Raw genomic sequence first — 23,535 nt, 5'->3', positions numbered from 1 at the left:
TTTTACTCCAGCACCTCTGTAACCACACCTGCACCTACTGTTCTTCCACCTTCTCTTATCGCAAACCTCAATCCCTCTTCCATCGCTATCGGCGCTATTAACTCAGCTGTTAGATTCACATTGTCCCCTGGCATCACCATCTCTACTCCCTCTGGTAACTTTATCACTCCTGTTACATCTGTCGTCCTGAAATAAAACTGAGGCCTGTATCCATTGAAAAATGGCGTGTGCCTCCCTCCTTCTTCTTTCGTCAATACATACACTTCTGCCTTGAACTTAGTATGCGGCGTAATGCTTCCAGGCTTCGCTAACACCATGCCCCTCTCTACTTCTTCCTTGCCTATCCCTCTCAACAGTACCCCTATGTTGTCTCCTGCCCTTCCTTCATCCAGTATCTTTCGAAACATTTCTAACCCTGTCGCTACTGTCTTCCTCGTCTCCCTTAACCCTACTATCTCTACTTCATCTCCTACTTTGATTATCCCTCTGTCTACTCTGCCTGTTACTACTGTCCCTCTTCCTGATATCGTAAATACATCTTCTATCGGCATTAAAAATGGCTTGTCTACTGGCCTCTGTGGCTCTGGTATATAGCTGTCTAATGCATCCAGTAACTCTTGTATTGCTTTGTATTCCTCTGCATTGGGATCTTTGCTGCTACTTTCCAATGCCTTTAATGCACTCCCCCTTATTATCGGTATCTCATCCCCTGGAAATCCATACTTGCTCAATAGCTCCCTTACTTCTAACTCCACTAAATCCAGTAACTCAGGATCATCTACCATGTCTGTCTTGTTCATAAATACTACTATGTATGGTACCCCTACCTGCCTCGCTAATAAAATGTGCTCCCTCGTCTGCGGCATCGGTCCATCATTCGCCGCTACTACAAGTATCGCTCCATCCATCTGCGCTGCACCTGTTATCATGTTCTTTATGTAGTCTGCATGCCCAGGACAGTCTACATGCGCATAATGCCTCTTGTCTGTCTCATACTCTACATGCGATGTGCTTATCGTTATTCCCCTCGCCTTCTCCTCAGGTGCATTATCTATCTGGTCATAACTCTTAAAGTGCGCCATGCCTTTTAAATCCAGATACTTCGTTATCGCTGCCGTCAATGTCGTCTTGCCATGATCAATATGCCCTATCGTACCTACATTTACATGCGGCTTCTTCCTCTCAAATTTTGCCTTTCCCATTTCCTTCCCTCCTTATTAAATCTTTTCAATCTCGTTAAACACTATTTATTATTACCCTTTATCTTGGCAATTATTTGCTCTGTAAGATTTTTAGGAACTTCATCATAATGTGAAAACTGCATTGTGTATGTTCCCCTGCCCTGAGTTTTCGACCTCAAATCAGTGGCATATCCAAACATTTCTGCAAGTGGAACCATTGCTCTTATTACCTGCGCTTTCCCTCGTTTTTCCATAGACTGGATTTTGCCACGTCTTGAATTTAAATCTCCTATTACTTCTCCCATATAATCTTCAGGGACCACAACTTCCACATCCATAATTGGTTCTAACAAAACAATATCAGCTTTTTTACATGCATCCTTAAATGCCATTGACGCTGCAATTTTAAAAGCCATTTCTGAAGAATCAACTTCATGATACGAACCATCAAAAAGTGTTACTCTGACATCAACAACAGGATAACCAGCAAGAACTCCTCCTTCCATTGCCTCTATAACACCTTTCTCAATAGCCGGTATGTATTCTCTGGGAATTGTCCCACCAACGATTTTATTTACAAACTCAAATCCCTTGCCTCGCTCCATCGGTTCTACGTCAAGCCAGACATGTCCATATTGACCACGTCCACCTGTCTGCCTTATAAACTTACCTTCTGATTTGGCAGGTAATTTAATTGTCTCTTTATATGCAACCTGTGGTTTACCCACATTGGCTCCAACTTTAAACTCTCTTGTAAGTCTATCAACAATAATTTCGAGATGTAATTCCCCCATGCCAGAGATTATTGTCTGTCCTGTTTCTTCATTGAAACTAACTCTGAAAGATGGGTCTTCCTGAGATATTTTTTGCAAAGAAAGTGATAACTTTTCCTGATCTGCCTTTGTTTTAGGCTCTATAGCAACAGAAATAACAGGTTCAGGAAATTCTATAGATTCAAGTACTATTGGATTACTCTCATCACAAAGAGTATCTCCTGTAAGGGTGCTCTTTAATCCAACAATAGCACCAATATCACCCGCACATATTTCTTTTATCTCTTCTCTACGATTTGAATGCATTCTGAAAATTCTGGCAACTCTCTCTTTTGTATTTCGAGTTGAATTATATACATAACTTCCTGATGCTAAAACTCCAGAATAAACTCTCACATAAGTAAGACTTCCCATATATGGATCAGCCATAATCTTGAATGCCAATGCTGTCAATGGTTCATCTAAAGAAGGCTTTCTTTCTATTTCAGTACCATCAAGTGGATTCAATCCTTTAACAGGAGGAACATCAAGAGGAGAAGGCAGATAATAAACAATAGCATCAAGAAGTATCTGAACGCCCTTATTTTTAAAAGAAGAACCACAAAGTACAGGAGTAATCTTCAATTCTATTGTACCTTTTCTAATAGCATCCCTTATCTCCTGAGCAGATATCTCCTGGCCTGAAAGATATTTTTCCATGATTCTATCATCTACATCACATAAAGTCTCTATCATTTTATCTCTATATTTTTTGGCTTCTTCAATATACTCTGCAGGAATCTCATCTTCTACAAATTTTGCTCCTAGTGTCTCATCATCAAAGTAGTAAGCCTTCATTTCAACAAGATCTATAGGACCTCTGAATTTTTCTTCTGTTCCTATTGGAATTTGAACAGCAACTGGATTTGCACCAAGCTTTTCTACCATACTATCGACTGCCATAAAGAAATCTGCACCCAGTTTATCCATTTTATTCATAAAAGCAACCCTGGGAACTCTATACTTATCAGCCTGTCTCCACACTGTTTCGCTCTGAGGCTCAACGCCAGCTGATGCATCAAAAACAGCAATAGCACCATCAAGCACTCTAAGAGACCTTTCAACTTCGATAGTAAAGTCAACATGACCAGGTGTATCTATTATGTTTATTTTATGGTCTTTCCACATGCAGGTTGTAGATGCTGAGGTTATTGTTATTCCACGCTCCTGCTCCTGAGGCATCCAGTCCATTACAGCAGCTCCGTCATGGACTTCTCCAATTTTGTATGTTACGCCAGTATAATACAGAATTCTTTCTGTAGTGGTTGTCTTACCAGCATCAATATGTGCCATAATACCAATATTTCTAGTTTTTTCCAATGGGAATCTTTCCATATACTCCTCTAAATTACCACCTGTAATGAGCAAATGCTCTATTGGCTTCTGCCATTTTGTGGGTTTCTTCTCTCTTTTTTATTGAAGAACCTACATTATTGTAGGCATCTAAAATTTCACCTGCAAGTCTTTCTTTCATAGTTTTTTCTTTACGCTGCCTTGCATATGTGGTAAGCCATCTTAAAGCAAGACTCAATCTTCTATTAGGCCTCACCTCCATGGGGACCTGATATGTTGCTCCTCCAACCCTTCTAGGCCTTACTTCGAGAATTGGTTTGATATTTTCAATTGCTTGCTTAAAAACTTTCAGAGGATCATTCCCTGTTTTTTCTTTAATTATTTCAAAAGCACCATAACATATTTTTTCACTAATAGCCTTTTCACCGTCTTCCATAATAACATTTATTAATTTTGATACAAGCTTACTCTGATATTTTGGATCAGGTAAAACTTCTCTTTTTGGAACATAACCTCTTCGTGGCATCTTATACTCCTACTTATTTTGGTCTTTTAGTGCCGTATTTTGAACGACTCTTTCTCCTGTTATTAACACCTGCACAGTCCAGTGTTCCCCTGACAATATGATATCTAACACCTGGCAAATCCTTCACCCTGCCTCCTCTTACAAGAACTATTGAATGTTCTTGCAAATTATGGCCTTCTCCTGGTATATAAGCTATCACCTCAACTCCATTTGTCAACCTTACTTTTGCTACTTTCCTCAAAGCAGAGTTAGGTTTTTTAGGAGTCGTTGTATATACTCTCACACATACACCCCTTCTCTGAGGACATGATTGTAAAGCAGGTGATTTAGTTTTCTTTTCAACTTTCTCCCTGCCTTTTTTTACTAATTGTGAAATCGTCGGCACCTTTTCACCTCATAAAAATTATAGTTACTTTAACGTAACAAAAGTTTAACATTTCTAGACAAGACTTTTTAGTTTATCAAAAAATTAAAACTATGTCAAGCAATTAGATATTATTCTAACTTGCCGTTGCAGAATATTTACTATACTTCTTTTTTAATCTGCAATTATTGAATATTTACAAGAAATAATCTAACCAATCTAGTAATAAAAATGCAAATATTAATTTAAGTTATTATTATGAAGAATTGGAATTTACTGATTTTTTTCTTTTCTTTTTCCTTATCTTTTCAATTTCTTTCTGTTTTCTCGTAGGAATTCCCATAGATTCTTTTATTTTCTCTACAAGCATTCTTCTAGCAAAAAAACGATTTAATCCCTGAAATCTCTCCTTTGTGCATTTCACTTCCACTCCAGTTGGCAAATGCTTGAGGTAAACACCTGTTGATGTTTTATTCAACCTCTGGCCTCCATGTCCTGAGCATCTGATAAATTTTTCTTCCAGTTCAGATTCTTTGATACCGAATTTTTCCATTTCAGCTAAAAGCTCCTTTTCTTTCTTCTCAGTTACTGGAAATTTCCCCATCTCAGGAAAGTAGTGTTAGAATTTTGCTGATTTCCGACAGGTTTTCAACTACGACATCTGCACCTGTTGTTTTTAGTTTTTCCACACTGTAAGGACCCGTAGCCACTGCTATTACTGTAGCACCATAAGGTTTTGCACAGGCTACATCTCTCGGAGTATCGCCGACAACAATGCACTGTTGGAAATCAATATTATAGTTGAATGTTCTTGAAAATCTCTCAATTGCTACAGGTAAAAGATAATTTCTATCCTCATGATCACTTCCAAATGCTCCAAATGGGAAAAATGTATTCAATCCAAATGGTTCAAGTTTAATTCTGGCTCCTTTTTCAAGGTTACCAGTAAGAAGTCCCATGGGATATTTCAATTCGTGATAAATAAGCTCTATAAACTCTTTCACACCTGGCTTCAGATGTTTTGAGTTATTATTTATCTCTATGCTTAAATTTTCAAGATAGCTTTCAATTAACTCACTAACTAAAACATTAGAAAGTTTGACTCCTGAAGCTATAAGCCCTTCCTTAATTATCTGAACATCTGTTTTACCTGCCATCTCAAAATTCTTAAATGCATCCTTAATTCCAAGAATCTGTTCAAAGGCTTTGTTTAAGGCTCTTGTACCTGCACCACCAGCACTTATCAAAGTACCATCTATATCAAAAAGTATTATCTTCATTCTTTAATCTCCTCGGTATTAGTTTCTTTTTAAGAAAAGAGGCTACCTCTTTCGTAGAGCATTCAAAGCCTGACCATTTTCCAAGTATTAAGCTCCTTTTTAATGCCTCATCTAATATTTTTAAAAAAACTGAGCGAGGAAGTTCAACTGCACCCATTTTTAAAAGATGAGGATTTGTAATCTGACAGTCTATGAAATAAAAATCCTGTTCAATAAGAAACTTAACAAGGCAGGCAAGTGCAACTTTCGAAGCATCCTTCATTAATGTGAACATTGACTCTCCAAAAAATGCATTACCAATAGCCACTCCATAAAGTCCACCAATAATTTTATCATTAAACCATATTTCAACTGAATGAGCAAATCCAAGATTATGAAGTACACTATAAGCCTCCATCATCTCTGTTGTAATCCATGTTCCTGAAGAATCTTTTCTTGGAGCAGCAGCACAACCTTTAATTACACTATAAAAGTCTCTATCAAAGCTCACTCTGTAAATCTCTTTTTTCAAAGTCTGATAAAGACTCCTTGACATACTGAAAAGTCTCGGAAATATTACAGGTCTCAGAGAGGGTGACCACCACAGTATTGGTTCATGATTATACCATGGAAATATTCCTGATCTATAAGCAAGAATTAATCTTTCAACACTGAGATCTCCTCCAATGGCGAGCAAGCCATCAGACTCAGCAAGATCAGCAGGAGGGAATTCTATAGTTTCACGAAGCAAAAATACTGTCATCTATTTCAAAGTTGACAGAATCATCAAAAACATCTGCTATAACTCTACCACCGTTTGAGAGTTTACCAAAGAGAATTTCTTCAACAAGAGGAGATTTAATTTCTTTTTGAATAATTCTTTGAAGAGGTCTTGCTCCAAATTTTGGATCAAATCCTTTTTTGGCCAGCCATCTCCTCATTTTTTCTGTGATTTCAACTGTTATATTTTTTGCCATAAGCTGTTCATTGAGTTCTTTTATAAATTTATCAACTATTTTAAGCACAATTTCCTCGGGTAATGGATTAAATCTTACAACAGCATCCAGTCTATTACGAAATTCAGGGCTAAAAAGTCTCTGTACTGATTCTTCTGCTTTTCCAATCTGATCTTTACTGCGATCACCAAATCCAACTGTAGGTTTTTCCATTTCTCTTGCACCGATATTAGATGTCATGATAAGTATCACATTTCTCATATCAGCTTTCCTCCCTGTGTTGTCCGTAAGGGTTCCATAATCCATAACCTGAAGCAGTACATTAAATATTTCTTCATGAGCCTTTTCAATCTCATCAAGTAAAAGCACACAATGTGGATTTTTTCTTATCTGTTCTGTGAGAAGTCCTCCCTGTTCAAATCCGATATAACCAGGTGGCGCGCCTATAAGTTTTGCTACAGAATGCTTTTCCATATATTCGCTCATATCAAATCTCAAAAAAGCAATACCCAATTTTTGGGCAAGCTGTTTTGCAAGCTCTGTTTTTCCAACTCCTGTCGGACCAGTAAAAAGAAAACTCCCTATTGGTCTCTGAGGTTCTTTTAGTCCAGCCTTTGCAAGCTTGATCACTCTACTGACAGCCTCCACAGCTTCATCTTGCCCAAAGATTACAGATTTTAAATCTGACGCCAGAGTCTTTAATCTCTCAGATTCATTTAAGGTTATTTCCTGGGACGGAATTCTTGCTATTTTTGCTATTGTTTTCTCGATAATTTTTTCATCAACAACAGGATTTTCACTCTGATAAAGTCTTACAATAGCACCAGCTTCATCAATGATATCTATTGCTTTGTCAGGTAAAAATCTTTCAATAATATATTTTGCTGAGAGATTTACCGCAGTTTTTAGAGCTTCCTGAGTATAATTAACTCCATGATATTCTTCATAGTAAGATTTAAGACCTTTAAGAATTTCAAATGTTTCCTCTTCAGTGGGCTCAACTACATCAATTTTCTGAAATCTGCGGGATAAAGCTCTATCTTTTTCAACATAATTTCGGTATTCTTCATAGGTTGTAGCACCAATACATCGAATTTTCCCCTCGATTAATAAAGGCTTAAGAAGATTTGATGCATCAACAGTACTTCCACTTGCAGAGCCAGCTCCAACAATAGTGTGAATTTCATCAATAAAAAGTATGCAATCTTTAATTTTATAAAGTGAGTTTATTAATGCCTTCATTCTTGCCTCAAAATCACCTCTGTATTTTGTGCCTGCAAGAAGGGCTCCCATGTCAAGAGCAAATATTTTGAAATTCTTAAGATGCGATGGAACTTCACCCTTTGCAATCTTTAAAGCCAGTCCTTCCACAATTGCTGTTTTTCCAACTCCTGGTTCTCCTACAAGTATTACATTGTTTTTCCTTCTTCTGCTTAAAACTTGTATCACTCTGTCAAGCTCATTCTGTCTTCCAATGATTGAATCAATTTCGCCCTTTTTTGCTTTTTCTGTAAGCTCTACTGTGAAAAGTTTAAGTGGATCAGCCTTTTTTTCTTCCTTATTAACAGTTTCTTCATAGCCAGTTTTTGGAATTCCATGAGAAATATAGTTGAGGATATCAATCCTTGTTATACCGTATGATTTAAAAAGACTTACAGCATATGTGTCTTCTTCAAGAAAGATCGAAGCAAGAAAATCTCCTGCATCAGCCTCTTTTTTCTCTGCACTTCCAACATGATTTAAAGTTCTTTCCATCACCCTTTGAAAACTGATAGTGGGATGAGCCTGTCCTTTCCCTTTCTTCTTTGGAATTTGCTCTTCAAGAAACCTTTCAAGATTTCTCTTTATCTGTTCGGGATCTCCTCCACAGCTTTTTATTATCTCCACACCATAGTCGTCATGAAGTATGGCATATACAAGATGCTCTACTGTAAGATATTGATGCCCTCTCTCAATGGCATCTTCCACTGTAGCTGTTATAATAATCTGCAAATCTTTGTTAATCATCTTCTTGTATCGCACATTTTAATGGAAATCCATGAGCTCTTGCCAGGCTTTCTACTTGTGCTGCCTTTGTTTCAGCAATCTCCTTTAAATAAACTCCAGCAAGACCTCGTCCGTTTCTGTGCACATGAAGCATAATGGATGTTGCTTCTATTTTTGGTTTATCAAAAATTGTCATCAAAACATAAACAACAAAATCCATTGTTGTGTAATCGTCATTTAAAAGATACACTCTATACAACTCAGGGCTATCAAATAAGACTTCTTCCTTTTCTTCAGAGAAAATTTTTTCATCCATCTTTTTATAATACCTAAAATATTAAAATCAGCTCAATGATTGAATAAAGTTTTGCTATATTTTCAAGTGTGATAATTATGTTCGGTAAGCTGAGTTTATTCGCACATACTCTTCAGAGAGGTCATTTGTAAAAACTTTTGCTGAGCTTTTACCAACATTAAGATTTATTAAAATATCAATCTCTCTTTGTTTGATAGCACTTTTAAGTTCTTCTTCCTTCATAGTGGGTAGCCCTTTTTCAAAAAGGCAGATTCCATTTATGAAAATTTCAATTTTCTCTTCTTTTACAGGAACGTCTGAGTATCCAGCTGCGGCAATAATTCTTCCCCAGTTAGGATCTCCTCCATAAAGTGCTGTCTTGACAAGTAAAGAATTTGCCACAGACTTCGCAACTCTTTTTGCATCAGAAGAAGTTCTAGCACCGGTAACAGTTATAGTTACAAATTTAGTTCCACCTTCCGCATCTTTAACTATCATCTGAGCAAGGTCAAGGCATAATTCATTGAGAGATCGTCTAAACAGTTTCCATACAGAAGAATTTTTAACTATTTTTTTAGAACCTGCTTCTCCATTTGCAAGCATTAATACAGTATCATTTGTTGACATATCTCCATCAACAGTAATTGAGTTAAAGCTGTCCCGCACAGCATCTTGCAGAGACTCTTTTATCAACTCTGATTCAATACTGGCATCTGTAAGAATGGTGCACAGCATTGTTGCCATATTTGGACAGATCATTCCAGCACCTTTACAGATTCCCAGAATTGTAACTATTTTATGGTCTGCTTCAATCTGTCTGAATGTTAATTTTGGAAAGGTATCAGTTGTCATAATAGCACTGGCAACATCAGATGGATTCACTTTTCCGATGTTACTGACAAGTTCATCAAGTGCGGGCAAAATTCTGTCCATAGGCATTGACAAGCCAATCACACCTGTTGATAACGGAAAAACATATTCTTTATTAGTATTAATTTTTTCTGCCACCTTTTCTGTAATAAGCATTGCATCTTCAATGCCCTTTTGACCTGTGCATGCATTGGCATTTCCACTATTTAAAATCAATGCCTGAGCAATGCCACTTTTTATTCTTTTTATACATATTTTTACAGGTGCTGCTTTAATCTGGTTTGTTGTAAAAACACCAGCAGCCTGAGCAGGCTTTTTAGAATAAATTAATGCCATATCATAACGATCAGGATATTTAATATTGGCCCTTGCTACAGAATAGAGAAATCCTTTCGGGGATGGAAGTTCCATTATTGTTCACCTAATTTAAAGATATCATGAAGAACTCTGACTGCCAGCTCTGTATATTTTGAATCTATAAGACAGGAAATTTTTATCTCAGAGGTGCTGATTGCCATAATATTTATACCATGATTTGCCAGAACCTCAAACATCTGAGCAGCGACTCCAGAGTGAGTTCTCATACCAACTCCTACAATGGATATCTTTGCAATATCTTCATTAAGAAGTACTCCCTCTGCTCCAAGTTCCTTTGAGAGTTTTTCAGTAATTTCAAGAGCTTTTCTTGCATCAGTTTTTGGGACCGTAAATGATATATCAGTTGCCTTTCCATCACTGCTTATGTTTTGCACAATCATATCAACAACAATATTCGTATCTGCAATTGTTTTGAAAAGTTTTGCTGCTATTCCAGGTCTGTCTGGCACTTTAAGAATTGTAATCTTAGCCTGATTTTTATCGTGAGCTATGCCTGAAACTACAACTTTTTCCATCTCTTTATCCTCCTTTGTAACCAATGTTCCAGGATTATCATTAAAGCTTGAGCGAACAACTACTGGAACACTGTATTTCATTGCAAACTCTACAGAACGAGTTTGTAAGACCTTCGCTCCCAATGAAGCAAGTTCAAGCATCTCTTCATAGGAAATTTTATCAAGTTTCTTTGCCTCAGGAACAATATTGGGATCTGCCGTGTAAACACCATCCACATCAGTGTAAATTTCGCATAAATCAGCTCCTAAAGCTGCAGCTATTGCAACTGCTGTGAGATCTGAACCCCCTCTTCCAAGAGTGGTTACATCTTCATCTTCTGTAACTCCTTGAAATCCAGCCACCACAACAATATAATCCTGTTCAAGAGCTTTAACTGCCCTTGTTGCAATAATTTTTTCTATCTTTGCCTTTGTATGCACTGTATCTGTGATTATCCCCATCTGTCTTCCTGTTAGTGCAATTGCTTTATGACCCAGTTGATGTAAAGCCATTGTAGTAAGAGAAGCAGTAACCCTTTCTCCAGATGAAAGAAGTAAATCCATTTCCCTTTCTGGAGGGTCAGGGCATATCTGATGGGCAAGTCCTATCAATTTATCTGTCTCTCCTGCCATGGCAGATACAACAACTACTACTTTATTACCCGCTTTTACAGTGTTTGATACTCTTTCTGCAACTGCTTTTATTCTTTCAATATTGGATACTGAGGTACCACCATATTTTTGTACAATAAGCATTATCTGCCCTCCAGCTTAAAAATTGAGTTTTTCTATTATGTAAAAAATTCAATAATTTTTACAATTACAGTAAAAGATGAAAAAATACGCTCATATTTTTTAAAATATGCCTATGCTTAGATTTCTTACTGCAGGTGAGTCTCATGGTAAGGCACTTGCAGGCATAATCGAAGGGATGCCTGCAGGTGTGAGTATTTCAAAGGAAGATATTGATAAAGAACTAAAGCGAAGGCAACGGGGCTATGGTAGAGGTGGAAGAATGAAAATAGAGTCTGATGAAGTTGAGATTATATCTGGAGTAAGATGGGGCAAAACACTTGGCAGTCCAATTGCACTTTTTATTAAAAATCGTGACTGGAAAAACTGGGAACAGACAATGAACTCTGAATCATCATCAGAAGGCTGCAGTGAAGCGGTTACACGCCCAAGGCCAGGTCATGCAGATTTACCAGGATTGCTTAAATATCAACATACTGATATCCGTAATGTGCTTGAACGTTCATCTGCAAGAGAAACAGCAATGAGAGTTGCTATCGGAGCAGTTGCGAAACAGCTTTTAAAACATTTCAACATAAAAATTGGAAGTTTTGTAATTAACATCGGTTCTGTAAAGAAAGATATCGAAACAGCCTATTTAAGCGAACAGGAACTCCTAGAATTCTCTGATAAAGCTGAATCATCTCGGATCAGATGTCCCTGGAAGCAAATAGAAGAAGACTTCATAAATACTATTGACCATGCGATAAAAACCGGTGATAGTGTTGGAGGATCTTTTATAGTGTTTGCTACAGGTCTTCCAGCAGGGCTTGGAAGTTATGTTCACTGGGACAGAAAACTTGATGCACGCATTGCTATGGGAATTATGAGCATTCAGGCAATAAAGGCAGTTGAAATTGGTGATGGAGTGATACTCGGTAAAAAATATGGTTCAGAGGCTATGGATGAAATTTTTTTCGATAAATTTTTTTACAGAATATCCAATCATATGGGCGGAATTGAAGGAGGAATGTCAAATGGGATGCCTGTGGTTATAAGAGCCACAATGAAGCCTATACCTACACTGAGAAAACCTCTTAAATCTGTGGATGTTTTTACAAAAGAAGCCTCTGAGGCTTCTTATGAACGTTCTGATATATGTGCTGTACCTGCTGCAAGCGTGATCGGTGAAGCTGTTTTAGCATGGCATATTGCAGATGCTTTTTTAGAAAAATTTGGCGGTGATAGCTTGCAGGAAATAAATAGTAATTTTAATTCATTTAAAAAACAGATAGAAAAAATATGAAAATCGCGGGCTTGTTAATTATACTATCATTGTTTATTTTGCTTCCATGTGATAGTTTTTCTCAATTTTCATCAATAGACTATCTAATTGAAGGCAAACAATCACTGAAATCAGAAGATTTTTCAAACGCTGAAGAATATTTTACAAAAGCACTTCTAGAGTTTCAGGAAATTGGAGATTATATTTTATTCTGGCGTGCTAGGGCTTACACTGGAATGAATAAATATGAAAAAGCTTTACAAGACCTGAATGAACTGAAGAAAAACTATCCATCATCACCGATTATTAAGGAAGCTGCTAAGGAAGAAATTGAGATAGCAAAAAAACTTAATTTACCTGAAGTTGATGAAATCTATGAATCATTCATTAATGAATATCCTGAAGAAGTTAAAACTAAGTTTGAGTATGCTCAACATCTCAAAGAAAAAGGAGAAATTGAAAAAGCAAAAATAATATTTAAAGATATTTTTATAACCGCTACATCTTTTGCTGATAAGGCAGAAAAAGAATTGTCTAAAAAAGATATAACAATAAATGATTTAATAAAAAAATCTAAAGCATTAAACAATGCGTATTTATTTAAAAAAGCTGAAAAATATATAAAAATGGCTCTAGTTGATACCGATAATTCTCAAAAAACAGAAATTCTATCAATACTGGGTTATTCTCTTTTTATGCAAAAAAGATATTCTGAGGCTGCAGAAATTTTCAAAGAGTGTAAAGACTATTACTGGAGGGCAAGAGCTCTTTTAAGAGCAAAAGACTATGAAACATTTGAAACAGAATTGCCAGATTATATAAAAACTGGAGACCAGAGAATATCAGAAATTCTTATAAACTATGCAAATATTAAAAGAAGAACTGGTGAGCCTGATGAAGCAATAAAAATATTGAAAATGGTGGTTAACAGATATAACTCTGCAAGGGAAAATGGGCTGTGGTCTTTAGGCTGGAACTACTACCTCCAGCAAGAATATGAAGAAGCAAAAAAGATTTTTCAAGAATTATATTCCTCATATAGCAAACTTAAATATCTTTACTGGCTTGAAAGAATTAATGAATTAAAGGGGGTTGTGACAACTAAACATTACTCTGTTTCATTTCGCCCTGGAGATATTTACTCATACTTACTGTATATGAAAGGTAAGATTTCATATATTCCTGAACCTGTATCATCAATCAATTACAAACTAAAACTTCCCAAAAGAGTCGATATACTTATGCAGACAGGATTTAAAGAAGAAGTGCTAAAAGAGATAAAAAGTTCATTAAAAAATAATAGAAATATCGAAAATATTCCTTTATTCAGCAAAATTGTTTATGATGCTGGTGATTATCCAACTTCCATACGACTCATATCAAAAATTCCTGGCAGATTCAACTATCACGATCTTTTATATCCTGAACCCTACATGGATATTGTTTTAAAAGCTTCTAGAAATTTTAATATTAACCCTTACCTTATTCTTGCTGTTATGAGAGAAGAGTCGAAATTTAATAGACAGGTTCTATCTCCTGCTGGAGCACTGGGATTAATGCAATTAATGCCTTATACAGCTAAAAGAGAAGGTAAAAAATTAGGAATACTGCTTAAAGAAGACCATGAAATACTTGAACCAGAAACAAATATATTAATTGGAAGTTTTTATTTAAAAAATCTAATTGAAGACTTTCAAAATATAGCACTAGCTGTTGCAGCATATAATGCTGGAGAAAAAGCTGTATTATCATGGATTAAAAATAATTCTTATACTGATATGGATGAACTACTTGAAGACATCCCTTATGCCGAAACAAAAGCCTATGTACAAAGAGTTCTTACTTCATATTTTGAATATCTCAGGACTAACAAAAAATTAACACAGGAACATATTTCAAAAATAATAAAAATAAGAGGAGGAAATCCATGATTGAAGAAAAAATTATGTCAGCCGTTGAAAGAATCAAAATGCTAAAACAGGAAAAAGAAGAGTTGCAGAAAAAAGTAAATACATTAGAAGAGGTTGTAAAAACAAAAAATCAGGAAATTGAAAATTTGTTATCTGAACGAGATGCAGTTAAAAAACAGATAGAAGAACTTCTGAAAGAACTCGATATGGAGACAAATGCATAAAACTGAAGTTTATATACTCGGTCAGAAATATACTATAAAAGGAGAACGAACTCCTGAAGAAATACAGAAACTGGCTGCCTATGTTGATGAAAAATTAAGAAAAGTTTATGAACAAAACTCTGCGATACCTCCTTTGAGGGCAGCCATTCTTACCTGTTTTTATATAGCTGATGAACTTTATGAAACAAAAAAAGAGTGTGAAATCACAAAACATGAGCTAAAAAAACTTGAAGAAAAAACAAACGAATTACTTTTGCTTCTTGATTAACGAATATCCCTTCTTCTATCAATGGCGTATCTTTTATCTTTCTGTTTTTTCGCCACTGATTTCATTGTGGAGGCAACCTCAGCCATCTCACTGAAATGGTTAAAAATTCTGTATTGATTCGACGTTATCCCAACAGAAACAGTCATAATTGGAAAAATCTGTGTTTTACCCTCTCTATTGATTGATTCTATATAACCTTTTTTTATGTCTTCCGCATCGTAAAAGTTCAGAATGAGATTATTAAAAAAATTTATTATTTTTTCAGTTGTTTTCTCAATTTTTTCAGGGATCATCATATAGACAAAATCATCACCTCCTATGTGTCCTATAAAACTTCCAGATGGCTGGTCTGCTCTGACAATATTAAAAATCAATCTTCCGAGCATCTTTATTACTTCATCACCTCTTGAAAATCCATATTTATCATTAAAAGGTTTAAAATTATCCAGATCTGCATATGCAAGAGCAAAAACATCTCCTCTATCAAGTCGTTTCTGAAGTTCTTTCTGAATAGCAAGATTACCGGGCAGCTTTGTTAGGGGATTGGTTGCAATAATTCGTTCAGCTCTTTCAAAACATATACTAATTCTCATAGGTAAATCCAGTTCTAAAGTATTAACCCTGATATAATCATCTACTAAAAAGTTACGCCAGTTTTCTATATAAAAATCTGAAGAAACTATTGCAACAACATTCATTGATAAGAATATAGGATCACTTTTTAGATCATTTAACATAGAAACATCAAATAAAGGATAATTGATTGCTTCTACAAGGACTAAATCAGGTATAGCATCGTATATCAGTTGTAGAGCTTCGTTAGTATTCTCAAAAAAATATAATTCACATGGATATTTAGAAAGATCTTTTTTTATAATTTGTTTAATCTTTTCATTTACTACAATAACAATAATTTTTTTATTCATCAGAGAGAAAATTCTCTCCTGTGGCATATAATGGCTCTTCGGCTTCTTTAAATATCTCTACAATTTCTTCTTCTCTGAAGTTTAATAATTCCCATGTATAGACATGAACGGAAGGAACAAAAATTTCTCCTGAGTAACCGATTCCCCTTGCAATTGCAAGGGTATTGGATAAATGAACTATTGCAGTTTCTAATTTGAATTTCTCACTAACCTGCGGTCTATGATGATACATTATTGGTTCAATTAACTTTGAAGGAAAATGCCATTTTTGAGCTATAATCCCTCCGATTTCTGCATGAGTGATTCCAAAGTAATCTCTCTCAACTTCATATATATATTGTTTCTTTATCCGTGCAGATTCAAGTAATTTTAAGTATTCATCTTTGAATGCAATTATAAATATAACCTTACCTATATCATGCAGTAGTCCGGCAATAGAGATCTCCTCAGGAGACTGAAGCTCTTTTTTGGTTGCAATAATCCGTGCAAATATAGCTGTAGAAAGAGAATGTTCCCACAGTCCTATCATGTTTTTTTGCATTATTTCAAAAACTGACACCCCTAAAAGAAGTCCCTTTACAGCATTCAATCCAAGTATTACCATCGCATGACTTATGGAGGAAATTCTTCCTGGAAAACCATAAACAGGGGAGTTAACCATTTTAAGAATTCTTGCAGTGAGCGTTGGATCTGTTGAAACAAACTCTGTTATTTTATTCAGCGATACATTAGGGTCTTCAATAATTGATAAAATCTTTTTTAAAATGGGTGGAATTGTTGGCAGACTTTCAATTCTTTCAACTCGTGCTATTACTTCCTTAACGTTCATTATACAAATCCTCAATATGTGCTTCTAATGCTCTTTTAATCAATAATGTAGGTTCATCATTTATTTTCTTAAATCTTTTCTCTATCTCATTAAGAACTTCATCCTTAGGCGGTAGTTCTTTCTTCCCCTCAACATATATAAAATCTATATTCATCATCGAAAGCTTATCTATTAAAGATTCTGTAAGCTCTTTACCAGCAGGAACAACAATCATACCTGATTCATTTACAATATCTTTGACAATCTTGATTCCGGGTTTTGCTTTATCAATTGGAATTTTTATCATGATTTATAAAATTATACACTAAACATCAATTTTTATATGTAACTCTCTTAACTGTTTTAAATCAACGTTGGTAGGTGCTTCACTGATAGGGCAAAAAGCTCTTTGAGTTTTTGGGAAGGCTATAACATCTCTTAAAGAATCTGCACCTGTCATAATCATAACAAGTCTGTCTAATCCTAGAGCTATTCCACCATGAGGAGGTGCTCCATATTGAAGAGCTTCAACAAAAAAACCAAATCTTCTCTTTACTTCTTCCTCTGGAATGCCAAGAACTCTAAATATCCGATCTTGAATATCTGCCCTGTGAATTCTAATACTTCCGCCACCGAGCTCATAACCATTAAGCACAATATCATATGCCTTTGCTTTTATATCTTTCAATGTACTCTGAGGATCTTTAAAGGCTTCATCTGAAACATTGAGAAGTTGTTCAATCTGTTTATCCTCTGGAGATGTAAATGGATGATGCATACTTACAAATCGTCTCTCATCTTCATTCCACTCAAATAAAGGAAAATCTAATATCCATGCAAATGCAAATCCTTCTCTCTTTATCCGAGACATCTCAGCAATTTCAAGCCTGAGCCTGCCCATAACTTCATTGGTTATGGATTTTTTATCAGCAATAAACAGTAACATATCGCCCTGTTGCGCACCTATCTTTTCAGCCAGTTCTTTAAGAATCTGCTCTGGGAAGAACTTTACAATAGGCGATTCAAAGCCATTTTTAAGCTTTATCCATGCAAGTCCTTTTGCACCAAATGATTGAACTTTCTCGGTTAATTTATCTATCTCACTTCGTGAAAGTATTGCCAGCCCTTGCCCTCTAATTGCTTTCACAACTCCACCTCTTTCAAGTGTATCAAGAAATACCTTAAAGGAAGAGTGTTGTACTATCTGACTTACATCATGAATTTCAAGTCCAAATCTCAGATCTGGTTTATCCGAGCCATATCTGTTCATCGCCTCATCGTAAGTAAGCTGTTTAAATGGTCGGAGAACTTCAACTCCAAGTATATTTTTAAAGTTTTCCGCTAACATCTCTTCTGTAATTTCAATAATATCTTTAATTTCTACAAAAGACATTTCCATATCAATCTGTGTAAACTCTGGTTGACGGTCTGCCCTTAAATCTTCATCTCTAAAACATCGGACAATCTGGAAATATTTATCAAAGCCTGACATCATAAGAATCTGTTTAAAAAGCTGAGGGGATTGAGGCAGAGCATAAAAAGTGCCCGGATTAAGCCTGCTTGGAACAAGGAAATCTCTTGCCCCTTCAGGAGTGGATTTAGTAAGCATAGGTGTTTCTATTTCAATAAAACCTTTACTGTCAAGAAAATTTCTAACTGTCATGGTTAATCTATGCCTTATAAAAAAGTTTCGTTGCATTTCAGCTTTGCGTAGATCAAGATAACGATATTTCAACCTCAAAAGCTCACTTGTTTCTTCAGCTTCAGCAAGTTGAAACGGTAAAACTTTTGAATTGCTTAGTATTTCAAGTTCCTGCGCCCACAATTCTACATTGCCAGTCATCAATTCCGGATTTTCGGTTCCTTCAGGTCTTCTGCGAAGAATACCTTTTACTGCTATCACATATTCACTTCTTAAATTGTGAGCTTTCTCGTGGGTTTCAATTGAAAACTCAGGGTTGAAAACAATCTGAACAATACCTGTTCTATCACGCAAATCAATAAATATTAATCCTCCGTGGTCTCTTCTACGAAAAACCCACCCACAGAGCCTGAGTTCTTTACCAATTTCATCTTCTTTAACCTCAGCACAATATTTATCCCGAAGCATTTATCCTCCAGCTTGCAGATTTACTAAATTTTTATTATACCAGAACAGATATTAATGTTAAAAATTTTAAACCATAGACATAAATTACCAGTAAAAATTGATATAATATTTTCAGATGGAAAAAACTAAAATATTTGAAATAGAAGAAAAATGCACAATCAGACAAAAATTTGGGAAGTGCATTATTCCATTGAAATTAGCCTTTTTTTGTATGGACTGCTTCACCATTCATCTTAATACTATATGCCCAAACTGTCTTTCCAATAATTCTGTAAGATTAATTGAACTTTTTTTATCTGAACCAGATCTTTCTGATGAAGAACTCAGAGAAATTATCAGAGAAAAATTCCTTAAAATTTCATAACCTTTCATGTTTTAAACAAATTTTGTTAAAAACTATGTTAATCTTATTACAAAGTCTTGATAAAAACAGAAAAATTTTTTATTTGCCTAAAATTGGTGCAATTAATCTTCCTTATTTTTGATTTGTATATTCAAAAAAACAATTTTATCATATCATGTTTAACGGTAACCTACCGTTTTATCTAATTCTTCAACCACCTGAATAATTATGTGAACTACATGATTTAATATTGCTCATAAATTGAGAAATAATTCGTTCAGTCTCAATACTTCCACATTTAGGACACCTTTCCATATCATCCCTTCTGTTTATCGACTTAAGTAGCTGAAAAGTTGTATTACAATTTTTACATCTGTACTCATATAAAGGCATAAATCACCTCCCACATTGAAGAAATATAAGTTTTTATGACTTTTCCCATATTTTTTTTCGATCTGCTCAAAAGAACCTTTTTTATCATCACTAGCATCCCCCTCCCCCGTTTATATAAACCTAATAAAAAGATATTTTAATTGTCAAATCCTTAGGGTACAATTTTAGTTGCATATTAAAAATTTTTATGGTAAAATTAATTGTTTATGGAAGACCACAAATTAAAGGTTTTTTGCACAGTCGCTGAGACTAAAAGTTTTTCCAAGACTTCAGAAATTATCCATCTTACTCAGCCTGCTGTCAGTTTACAAATTCAGGCTCTTGAAGAATTATATGAAACCAAACTATTTGATAGATCATCAGGCAGTATAAATCTCACTCCAGCAGGTGAAATACTTTACAAATATGCAAAACAAATTTTAACTCTCTATGCTGAAGCCGCAAAAGAAATAAGTAAAATAACAGGCTTAATAAAAGGTTGTGTAAAAATAGGAGCAGGTACAACAGTTGGCAATTATATACTTCCAGCAGTTGCAGTGGATTTCAAAAAAAGACATCCAAAAATAAGAGTGAGTATTTCAATCGGGAATGCAAGAAAAATTCTAGAAATGCTTAATTCAAGCATGATAGATTTTGGAATTATATCGGAAATGCCAGGGAAAAACAAATTTTCTATTGAATCAATAATTTCTGACGAATTGTGTGTAATATGCTCTTCAGAACATCCTCTAACTCATCAGAAATCTGTATCAATTTATGATGTGATAAAAGAGCCTTTTGTAATAAGAGAAGAAGGTTCCAGCACAAGGGTTATAATTGAAAAATTTCTTGCAGAAAATGGGCTCAGCGTTTCTGATCTTCATATATCATTGATTCTTGGAAGTACTGGTTCCATAAAAGAAGCAGTCGAAAGAGGTACTGGATTATCCATAGTGTCCAAATGGGCTATTCGCAAAGAAATATCATGTGGAAATTTGAGAGTGCTTAAACTAAAAGAGGGGAAAATAACCCGAGATTTTTATATTGTTTTACCTAAAAACACAATTCTTTCTCCAGCTGTTGAAGAATTTATAGCATATCTTAAAAACTATCCTTACTCAGATCTGCTTTTATAAAGGATCTCCAACTCTATGAAGTCTAATCACATTTTTATTGCCCAAAAAGGGTGAGCTGGCTACAAATACAACAGCATCACCATCTTTTACAAGACTTAAATCTTTTAGTTCTGCTTCAGTTTCTTTGAGAAATAAGTTATCTATCATATCAATTTTTTTAGGTATATGTTTTGGAACAACAGCCCATAAAAGAGGAAGTCTTCTGTAGACCTTTTCTTCTGGGGTAAAAGCTACTATCGGCATTAAAGGTCTCAGTTTGGAAATAAGTAATGCTGAAAATCCTGAATGTGTGAAAACCACAATTGCTTTTGCCTCTATGTCCTGTGCTACTCTAACTGCTCCAGAAGCTATTGCTTCAGGGAAATATTTACTTACTTTAAAAATAGTGTTAATTTTATCTGCAAGTTTTTGTTCTGTAAAACTTATAATTGAATCCATAGTTATAATTGACTCTACAGGATATTTTCCGCTGGCTGTCTCTGCTGAAAGCATTAGAGCATCTGTCCCATCAAGCACAGCATTGGCAACATCACTTGCCTCTGCTCTTGTTGGTCTTGAATGTTCTCTCATTGATTCAAGCATCTGAGTTGCTGTGATAACAATCTTTTTGCTTTGATTGGCAACATCTATAAGCATTTTCTGATAATAAGGAACTTCCTCAGGAGGCAATTCAACTCCAAGATCTCCCCTTGCAACCATAATTCCATCTGTAGTATTAAGAATTTCATGAATATTTTTAAGCGCTTCTCTTTTTTCGATCTTGGCAATCAAATGTGGCAGAGTAATATTCTTTTCCTGTGCCCATTTTTTTATTAACTCAATATCATAAGCAGATCTCACAAATGAAACTGCAACGTAGTCAACATCAAGTTTAATTCCAAAATTGAGATCTGATTTGTCTTTTTCAGTAAAAGAACTTATGGAGGTTCTTGTAAATGGAAGATTGACACCCTTTCTTGATTTGAGAATACCTCCTTCAATGACTTTTCCTTTTAATCTATTCTGAAGTTTATCTATTATCTTAATTTTCAAAAGTCCATCATCTATTAAAATATCCTCTCCTGGTTCTACATCTTCCAATAGAGGCATATAAGAAATAAATATTTTGTTAGCAGTTGTAAGTTTATTACCAGGAAAAATGTCAATTATTTCTCCTTCGTATAACTGGATTTCGTCATCTTCAACATCACTTATTCTGATTTTGACACCCTGAAGATCCTGTAAAATTGAAACTGATTTATGCAGGATTCTAGCTTCTTCACGGATTATTTTTACCATCTTTTCAAACCATTCATAATTACCATGAGAAAAATTAAGCCTTGCAACATCCATCCCGCTTTCTATCATCTGATGGATTATTTCTCTGCTTTCTGACGCGGGGCCTATTGTACAGACAATCTTTGCTTTTCTCTTATTTTGTCTAAAATTAAAAGATTTCAATATATCTGTCTCTCTTTCTAATCTTTAAATGTTTTTCCCATCCAGGGAATTTTTCTTTATAATCAGTTCTGTAATGTGCTCCCACGCTATTTTTTCTGGCTAATGCCGATTCTGTGATTAATAAATCTACTGTAATCATATTTTTCAGCTCCAGTGCCAGTGGATCAAGAAAAATTACTTTTGAAAGTTTATCATAAACAGGAGTTATTCTGTTTTTAGCCATACTTAGAGATTCTCCACATCGTATAACACCTACTCTTTCCCACATTGTCTGTCTCAATTCTTTCCTAACATTCATTATTTCATCTGAATCCATATAAAGAATCTCTCCTGATATCACTTCTTTATCATTTAAAGATGGCGGTTGTTTGTCCTCAACATAATTAATTGCTCCATGAGCAGCTCTATATCCATATACAAGCCCCTCAAGTAAACTATTGCTTGCAAGTCTATTTCCTCCATGAACTCCTGTGCATGCTACTTCGCCTGCTGCAAATAATCCTTCAATATTTGTTCTTCCATCTGTATCTGTTTCTACTCCTCCCATAATAAAATGAGCTGCTGGCGAAACAGGAATCCACTGTTTTGTTATATCAAAATTGAATTTCAAACAGGTTGAATATATTGTAGGGAATCTCTGTTTTAAAAAATGTTCATCAAGATGAGTCAAATCAAGATAAACATGAGTTGATTGTGTTTTAATCATTTCAGATACTATCGCTCTTGAAACAACATCTCTGGGAGCAAGCTCTCCAAGAGGATGATAATTTTTCATAAATGTCTCACCATTTATATTTCTGAGAATTGCTCCTTCACCTCTCATTGCCTCACTTAAAAGAAATGCTGGAATACCTGGAGCATAAAGAGCTGTTGGATGAAATTGAACAAATTCCATATCTTTAAGATATCCACCAGCCCTAAAGGCCATTGCCATACCATCACCAGTTATTACTCTTGGATTTGTTGTTCTTGAATAAACCTGTCCAGCACCACCTGTGGCCAGTATTGTTGCTTTTGAAAAACATTTGATAATTTCTTTACCTCTTAAAAGTAATGCTCCAATGCATCTTCCCTCTTCAACTATCAAATCAACTGCCATTGCAAAAGAAGCTTTTTTTATCTTTCTCATTGTAGAAACTTTTTTAATCAAAACTCTCTCTATTTCCCTGCCAGTGGAATCTCCATGAGCATGAAGAATTCTTTTTCTTGAATGTGCTGCTTCAAGAGTAAATGAAAGCTTTAGACCTTCCTTGTCAAATTCAGCTCCCCAGTTAATAAGTTCTATTATTCTTTCAGGTCCTTCGCTTACAAGGATTTTTACAGCTTCTTCATTACAGAGTCCATCTCCTGCCTTGATTGTGTCTTCAAAATGTATGCCTATTTCATCTTCATCACTTAAAGCAACTGCTACACCCCCCTGTGCATATTCAGTAGAACTTTCAGTTGGTAAATCCTTTGTCGCTACAAGCACATTTCCTTTACTGCAAAGCTCAATTGATGCTCTTAATCCTGCAACACCGCTTCCAATAATGAGATAGTCAGTATGAATTGTCTCTGAGATGTGCAA

At 35.2% G+C, this 23,535-nt stretch carries 24 protein-coding genes; 6 read left to right on the top strand and 18 right to left on the bottom strand.

The features are described 5' to 3' along the window. Positions 1 to 2: 2 nt before the first annotated feature. The 11 genes from tuf to G581_RS0102785 all read right to left on the bottom strand — a co-directional run bounded on the left by tuf (position 3) and on the right by G581_RS0102785 (position 11,173). Positions 3 to 1,202 (bottom strand): elongation factor Tu, encoded by a 1,200-nt coding sequence (gene tuf, locus G581_RS0102835; protein WP_028844112.1) that lies wholly within the window; start codon positions 1,200 to 1,202, stop codon positions 3 to 5. 41 nt (positions 1,203 to 1,243) lie between these two features. Further along, a complete protein-coding gene (fusA, locus tag G581_RS0102830) occupies positions 1,244 to 3,328 on the bottom strand; it encodes an elongation factor G (RefSeq protein WP_028844520.1) in 2,085 nt (694 codons plus the stop codon). 13 nt (positions 3,329 to 3,341) lie between these two features. After that, a complete protein-coding gene (gene rpsG / locus G581_RS0102825; RefSeq protein WP_028844519.1) occupies positions 3,342 to 3,812 on the bottom strand; it encodes a 30S ribosomal protein S7 in 471 nt (156 codons plus the stop codon). Positions 3,813 to 3,825: 13 nt separating this feature from the next. Continuing rightward, positions 3,826 to 4,197: a 30S ribosomal protein S12 gene (gene rpsL, locus G581_RS0102820; RefSeq protein ID WP_028844518.1), complete on the bottom strand. Its 372-nt coding sequence runs from the start codon at positions 4,195 to 4,197 to the stop codon at positions 3,826 to 3,828. Between the two features lie 235 nt (positions 4,198 to 4,432). Continuing rightward, positions 4,433 to 4,729, bottom strand: coding sequence for a peptide chain release factor family protein (locus tag G581_RS0102815; protein ID WP_239639017.1), 297 nt, complete (start codon positions 4,727 to 4,729; stop codon positions 4,433 to 4,435). A 52-nt stretch (positions 4,730 to 4,781) separates the two neighbouring features. Further along, positions 4,782 to 5,456: an HAD family hydrolase gene (locus G581_RS10380; protein WP_051178748.1), complete on the bottom strand. Its 675-nt coding sequence runs from the start codon at positions 5,454 to 5,456 to the stop codon at positions 4,782 to 4,784. After that, a complete protein-coding gene (aat, locus tag G581_RS0102805; protein WP_028844516.1) occupies positions 5,437 to 6,198 on the bottom strand; it encodes a leucyl/phenylalanyl-tRNA--protein transferase in 762 nt (253 codons plus the stop codon). The genes G581_RS10380 and aat overlap by 20 nt, the downstream gene beginning before the upstream one ends. Continuing rightward, on the bottom strand, positions 6,176 to 8,398 hold the full coding sequence (gene clpA / locus G581_RS0102800; protein ID WP_028844515.1) for an ATP-dependent Clp protease ATP-binding subunit ClpA: 2,223 nt from the start codon (positions 8,396 to 8,398) through the stop codon (positions 6,176 to 6,178). Before clpA ends, aat begins: the two co-directional genes overlap by 23 nt. Then, positions 8,391 to 8,693, bottom strand: coding sequence for an ATP-dependent Clp protease adaptor ClpS (locus G581_RS0102795; protein WP_028844514.1), 303 nt, complete (start codon positions 8,691 to 8,693; stop codon positions 8,391 to 8,393). Before G581_RS0102795 ends, clpA begins: the two co-directional genes overlap by 8 nt. Positions 8,694 to 8,768: 75 nt before the next feature. After that, positions 8,769 to 9,953: a bifunctional glutamate N-acetyltransferase/amino-acid acetyltransferase ArgJ gene (argJ, locus tag G581_RS0102790; RefSeq protein WP_028844513.1), complete on the bottom strand. Its 1,185-nt coding sequence runs from the start codon at positions 9,951 to 9,953 to the stop codon at positions 8,769 to 8,771. Then, complete coding sequence (locus G581_RS0102785; protein WP_028844512.1) at positions 9,953 to 11,173, bottom strand: aspartate kinase; 1,221 nt, start codon at positions 11,171 to 11,173, stop codon at positions 9,953 to 9,955. The genes argJ and G581_RS0102785 overlap by 1 nt, the downstream gene beginning before the upstream one ends. Positions 11,174 to 11,282: 109 nt before the next feature. Between G581_RS0102785 and aroC the strand changes: the two genes are divergently transcribed. Genes aroC through G581_RS0102765 form a run of 4 tightly spaced genes read left to right on the top strand, consistent with a single transcriptional unit; the run spans position 11,283 to position 14,833 of the window. Further along, the gene (gene aroC / locus G581_RS0102780) at positions 11,283 to 12,452 is read left to right on the top strand and encodes a chorismate synthase (protein ID WP_028844511.1); all 1,170 of its coding nucleotides are present in this window, start codon (positions 11,283 to 11,285) and stop codon (positions 12,450 to 12,452) included. A gap of 29 nt (positions 12,453 to 12,481) precedes the next feature. Then, entirely contained in the window at positions 12,482 to 14,362 is a 1,881-nt protein-coding gene (locus G581_RS0102775; protein WP_169368355.1) for a lytic transglycosylase domain-containing protein, read from the top strand. Beyond that, entirely contained in the window at positions 14,359 to 14,565 is a 207-nt protein-coding gene (gene zapB, locus G581_RS0102770; protein ID WP_028844509.1) for a cell division protein ZapB, read from the top strand. Before G581_RS0102775 ends, zapB begins: the two co-directional genes overlap by 4 nt. Next, positions 14,558 to 14,833: a cell division protein ZapA gene (locus G581_RS0102765; protein WP_038064698.1), complete on the top strand. Its 276-nt coding sequence runs from the start codon at positions 14,558 to 14,560 to the stop codon at positions 14,831 to 14,833. The genes zapB and G581_RS0102765 overlap by 8 nt, the downstream gene beginning before the upstream one ends. Here the strand turns inward: G581_RS0102765 and G581_RS10375 are convergent. The 4 genes from G581_RS10375 to aspS are packed head-to-tail and all read right to left on the bottom strand — an operon-like array spanning position 14,830 to position 18,677. After that, positions 14,830 to 15,759 carry a diguanylate cyclase gene (locus G581_RS10375; protein ID WP_051178747.1) on the bottom strand — a complete coding sequence of 310 codons (930 nt, stop codon included), beginning with the start codon at positions 15,757 to 15,759 and terminating at the stop codon, positions 14,830 to 14,832. The two genes, G581_RS0102765 and G581_RS10375, sit on opposite strands and share 4 nt — an antisense overlap. Further along, positions 15,752 to 16,588 carry an HDOD domain-containing protein gene (locus G581_RS0102755; protein ID WP_028844507.1) on the bottom strand — a complete coding sequence of 279 codons (837 nt, stop codon included), beginning with the start codon at positions 16,586 to 16,588 and terminating at the stop codon, positions 15,752 to 15,754. The genes G581_RS10375 and G581_RS0102755 overlap by 8 nt, the downstream gene beginning before the upstream one ends. After that, positions 16,578 to 16,874 carry a hypothetical protein gene (locus G581_RS10370; protein WP_038064694.1) on the bottom strand — a complete coding sequence of 99 codons (297 nt, stop codon included), beginning with the start codon at positions 16,872 to 16,874 and terminating at the stop codon, positions 16,578 to 16,580. Before G581_RS10370 ends, G581_RS0102755 begins: the two co-directional genes overlap by 11 nt. An 18-nt stretch (positions 16,875 to 16,892) precedes the next feature. Then, positions 16,893 to 18,677: an aspartate--tRNA ligase gene (gene aspS, locus G581_RS0102745; RefSeq protein WP_028844506.1), complete on the bottom strand. Its 1,785-nt coding sequence runs from the start codon at positions 18,675 to 18,677 to the stop codon at positions 16,893 to 16,895. A 115-nt stretch (positions 18,678 to 18,792) separates the two neighbouring features. On the opposite strand from aspS, the gene G581_RS0102740 reads away from it, so the two are divergent. Then, on the top strand, positions 18,793 to 19,041 hold the full coding sequence (locus tag G581_RS0102740) for a hypothetical protein (RefSeq protein WP_028844505.1): 249 nt from the start codon (positions 18,793 to 18,795) through the stop codon (positions 19,039 to 19,041). A gap of 189 nt (positions 19,042 to 19,230) precedes the next feature. On the opposite strand, the gene G581_RS0102735 is transcribed toward G581_RS0102740, so the two are convergent. After that, positions 19,231 to 19,413 carry an FmdB family zinc ribbon protein gene (locus tag G581_RS0102735; protein WP_028844504.1) on the bottom strand — a complete coding sequence of 61 codons (183 nt, stop codon included), beginning with the start codon at positions 19,411 to 19,413 and terminating at the stop codon, positions 19,231 to 19,233. 206 nt (positions 19,414 to 19,619) lie between these two features. Between G581_RS0102735 and G581_RS0102725 the strand changes: the two genes are divergently transcribed. Next, positions 19,620 to 20,528, top strand: coding sequence for a selenium metabolism-associated LysR family transcriptional regulator (locus G581_RS0102725; protein ID WP_028844503.1), 909 nt, complete (start codon positions 19,620 to 19,622; stop codon positions 20,526 to 20,528). On the opposite strand, the gene pyk is transcribed toward G581_RS0102725, so the two are convergent. Both pyk and nadB read right to left on the bottom strand, forming a co-directional pair. After that, the gene (gene pyk / locus G581_RS0102720) at positions 20,523 to 21,968 is read right to left on the bottom strand and encodes a pyruvate kinase (protein ID WP_028844502.1); all 1,446 of its coding nucleotides are present in this window, start codon (positions 21,966 to 21,968) and stop codon (positions 20,523 to 20,525) included. The two genes, G581_RS0102725 and pyk, sit on opposite strands and share 6 nt — an antisense overlap. After that, positions 21,955 to 23,535, bottom strand: coding sequence for an L-aspartate oxidase (gene nadB / locus G581_RS0102715; protein WP_239639016.1), 1,581 nt, complete (start codon positions 23,533 to 23,535; stop codon positions 21,955 to 21,957). The genes pyk and nadB overlap by 14 nt, the downstream gene beginning before the upstream one ends.

The sequence above is a fragment of the Thermodesulfovibrio thiophilus DSM 17215 genome (assembly GCF_000423865.1).
In the GTDB taxonomy this organism is placed as follows: Bacteria; Nitrospirota; Thermodesulfovibrionia; order Thermodesulfovibrionales; family Thermodesulfovibrionaceae; genus Thermodesulfovibrio; species Thermodesulfovibrio thiophilus.
Note: the sequence above shows the minus strand (reverse complement) of the source record. Positions and strands in the feature narration are given on the sequence as shown.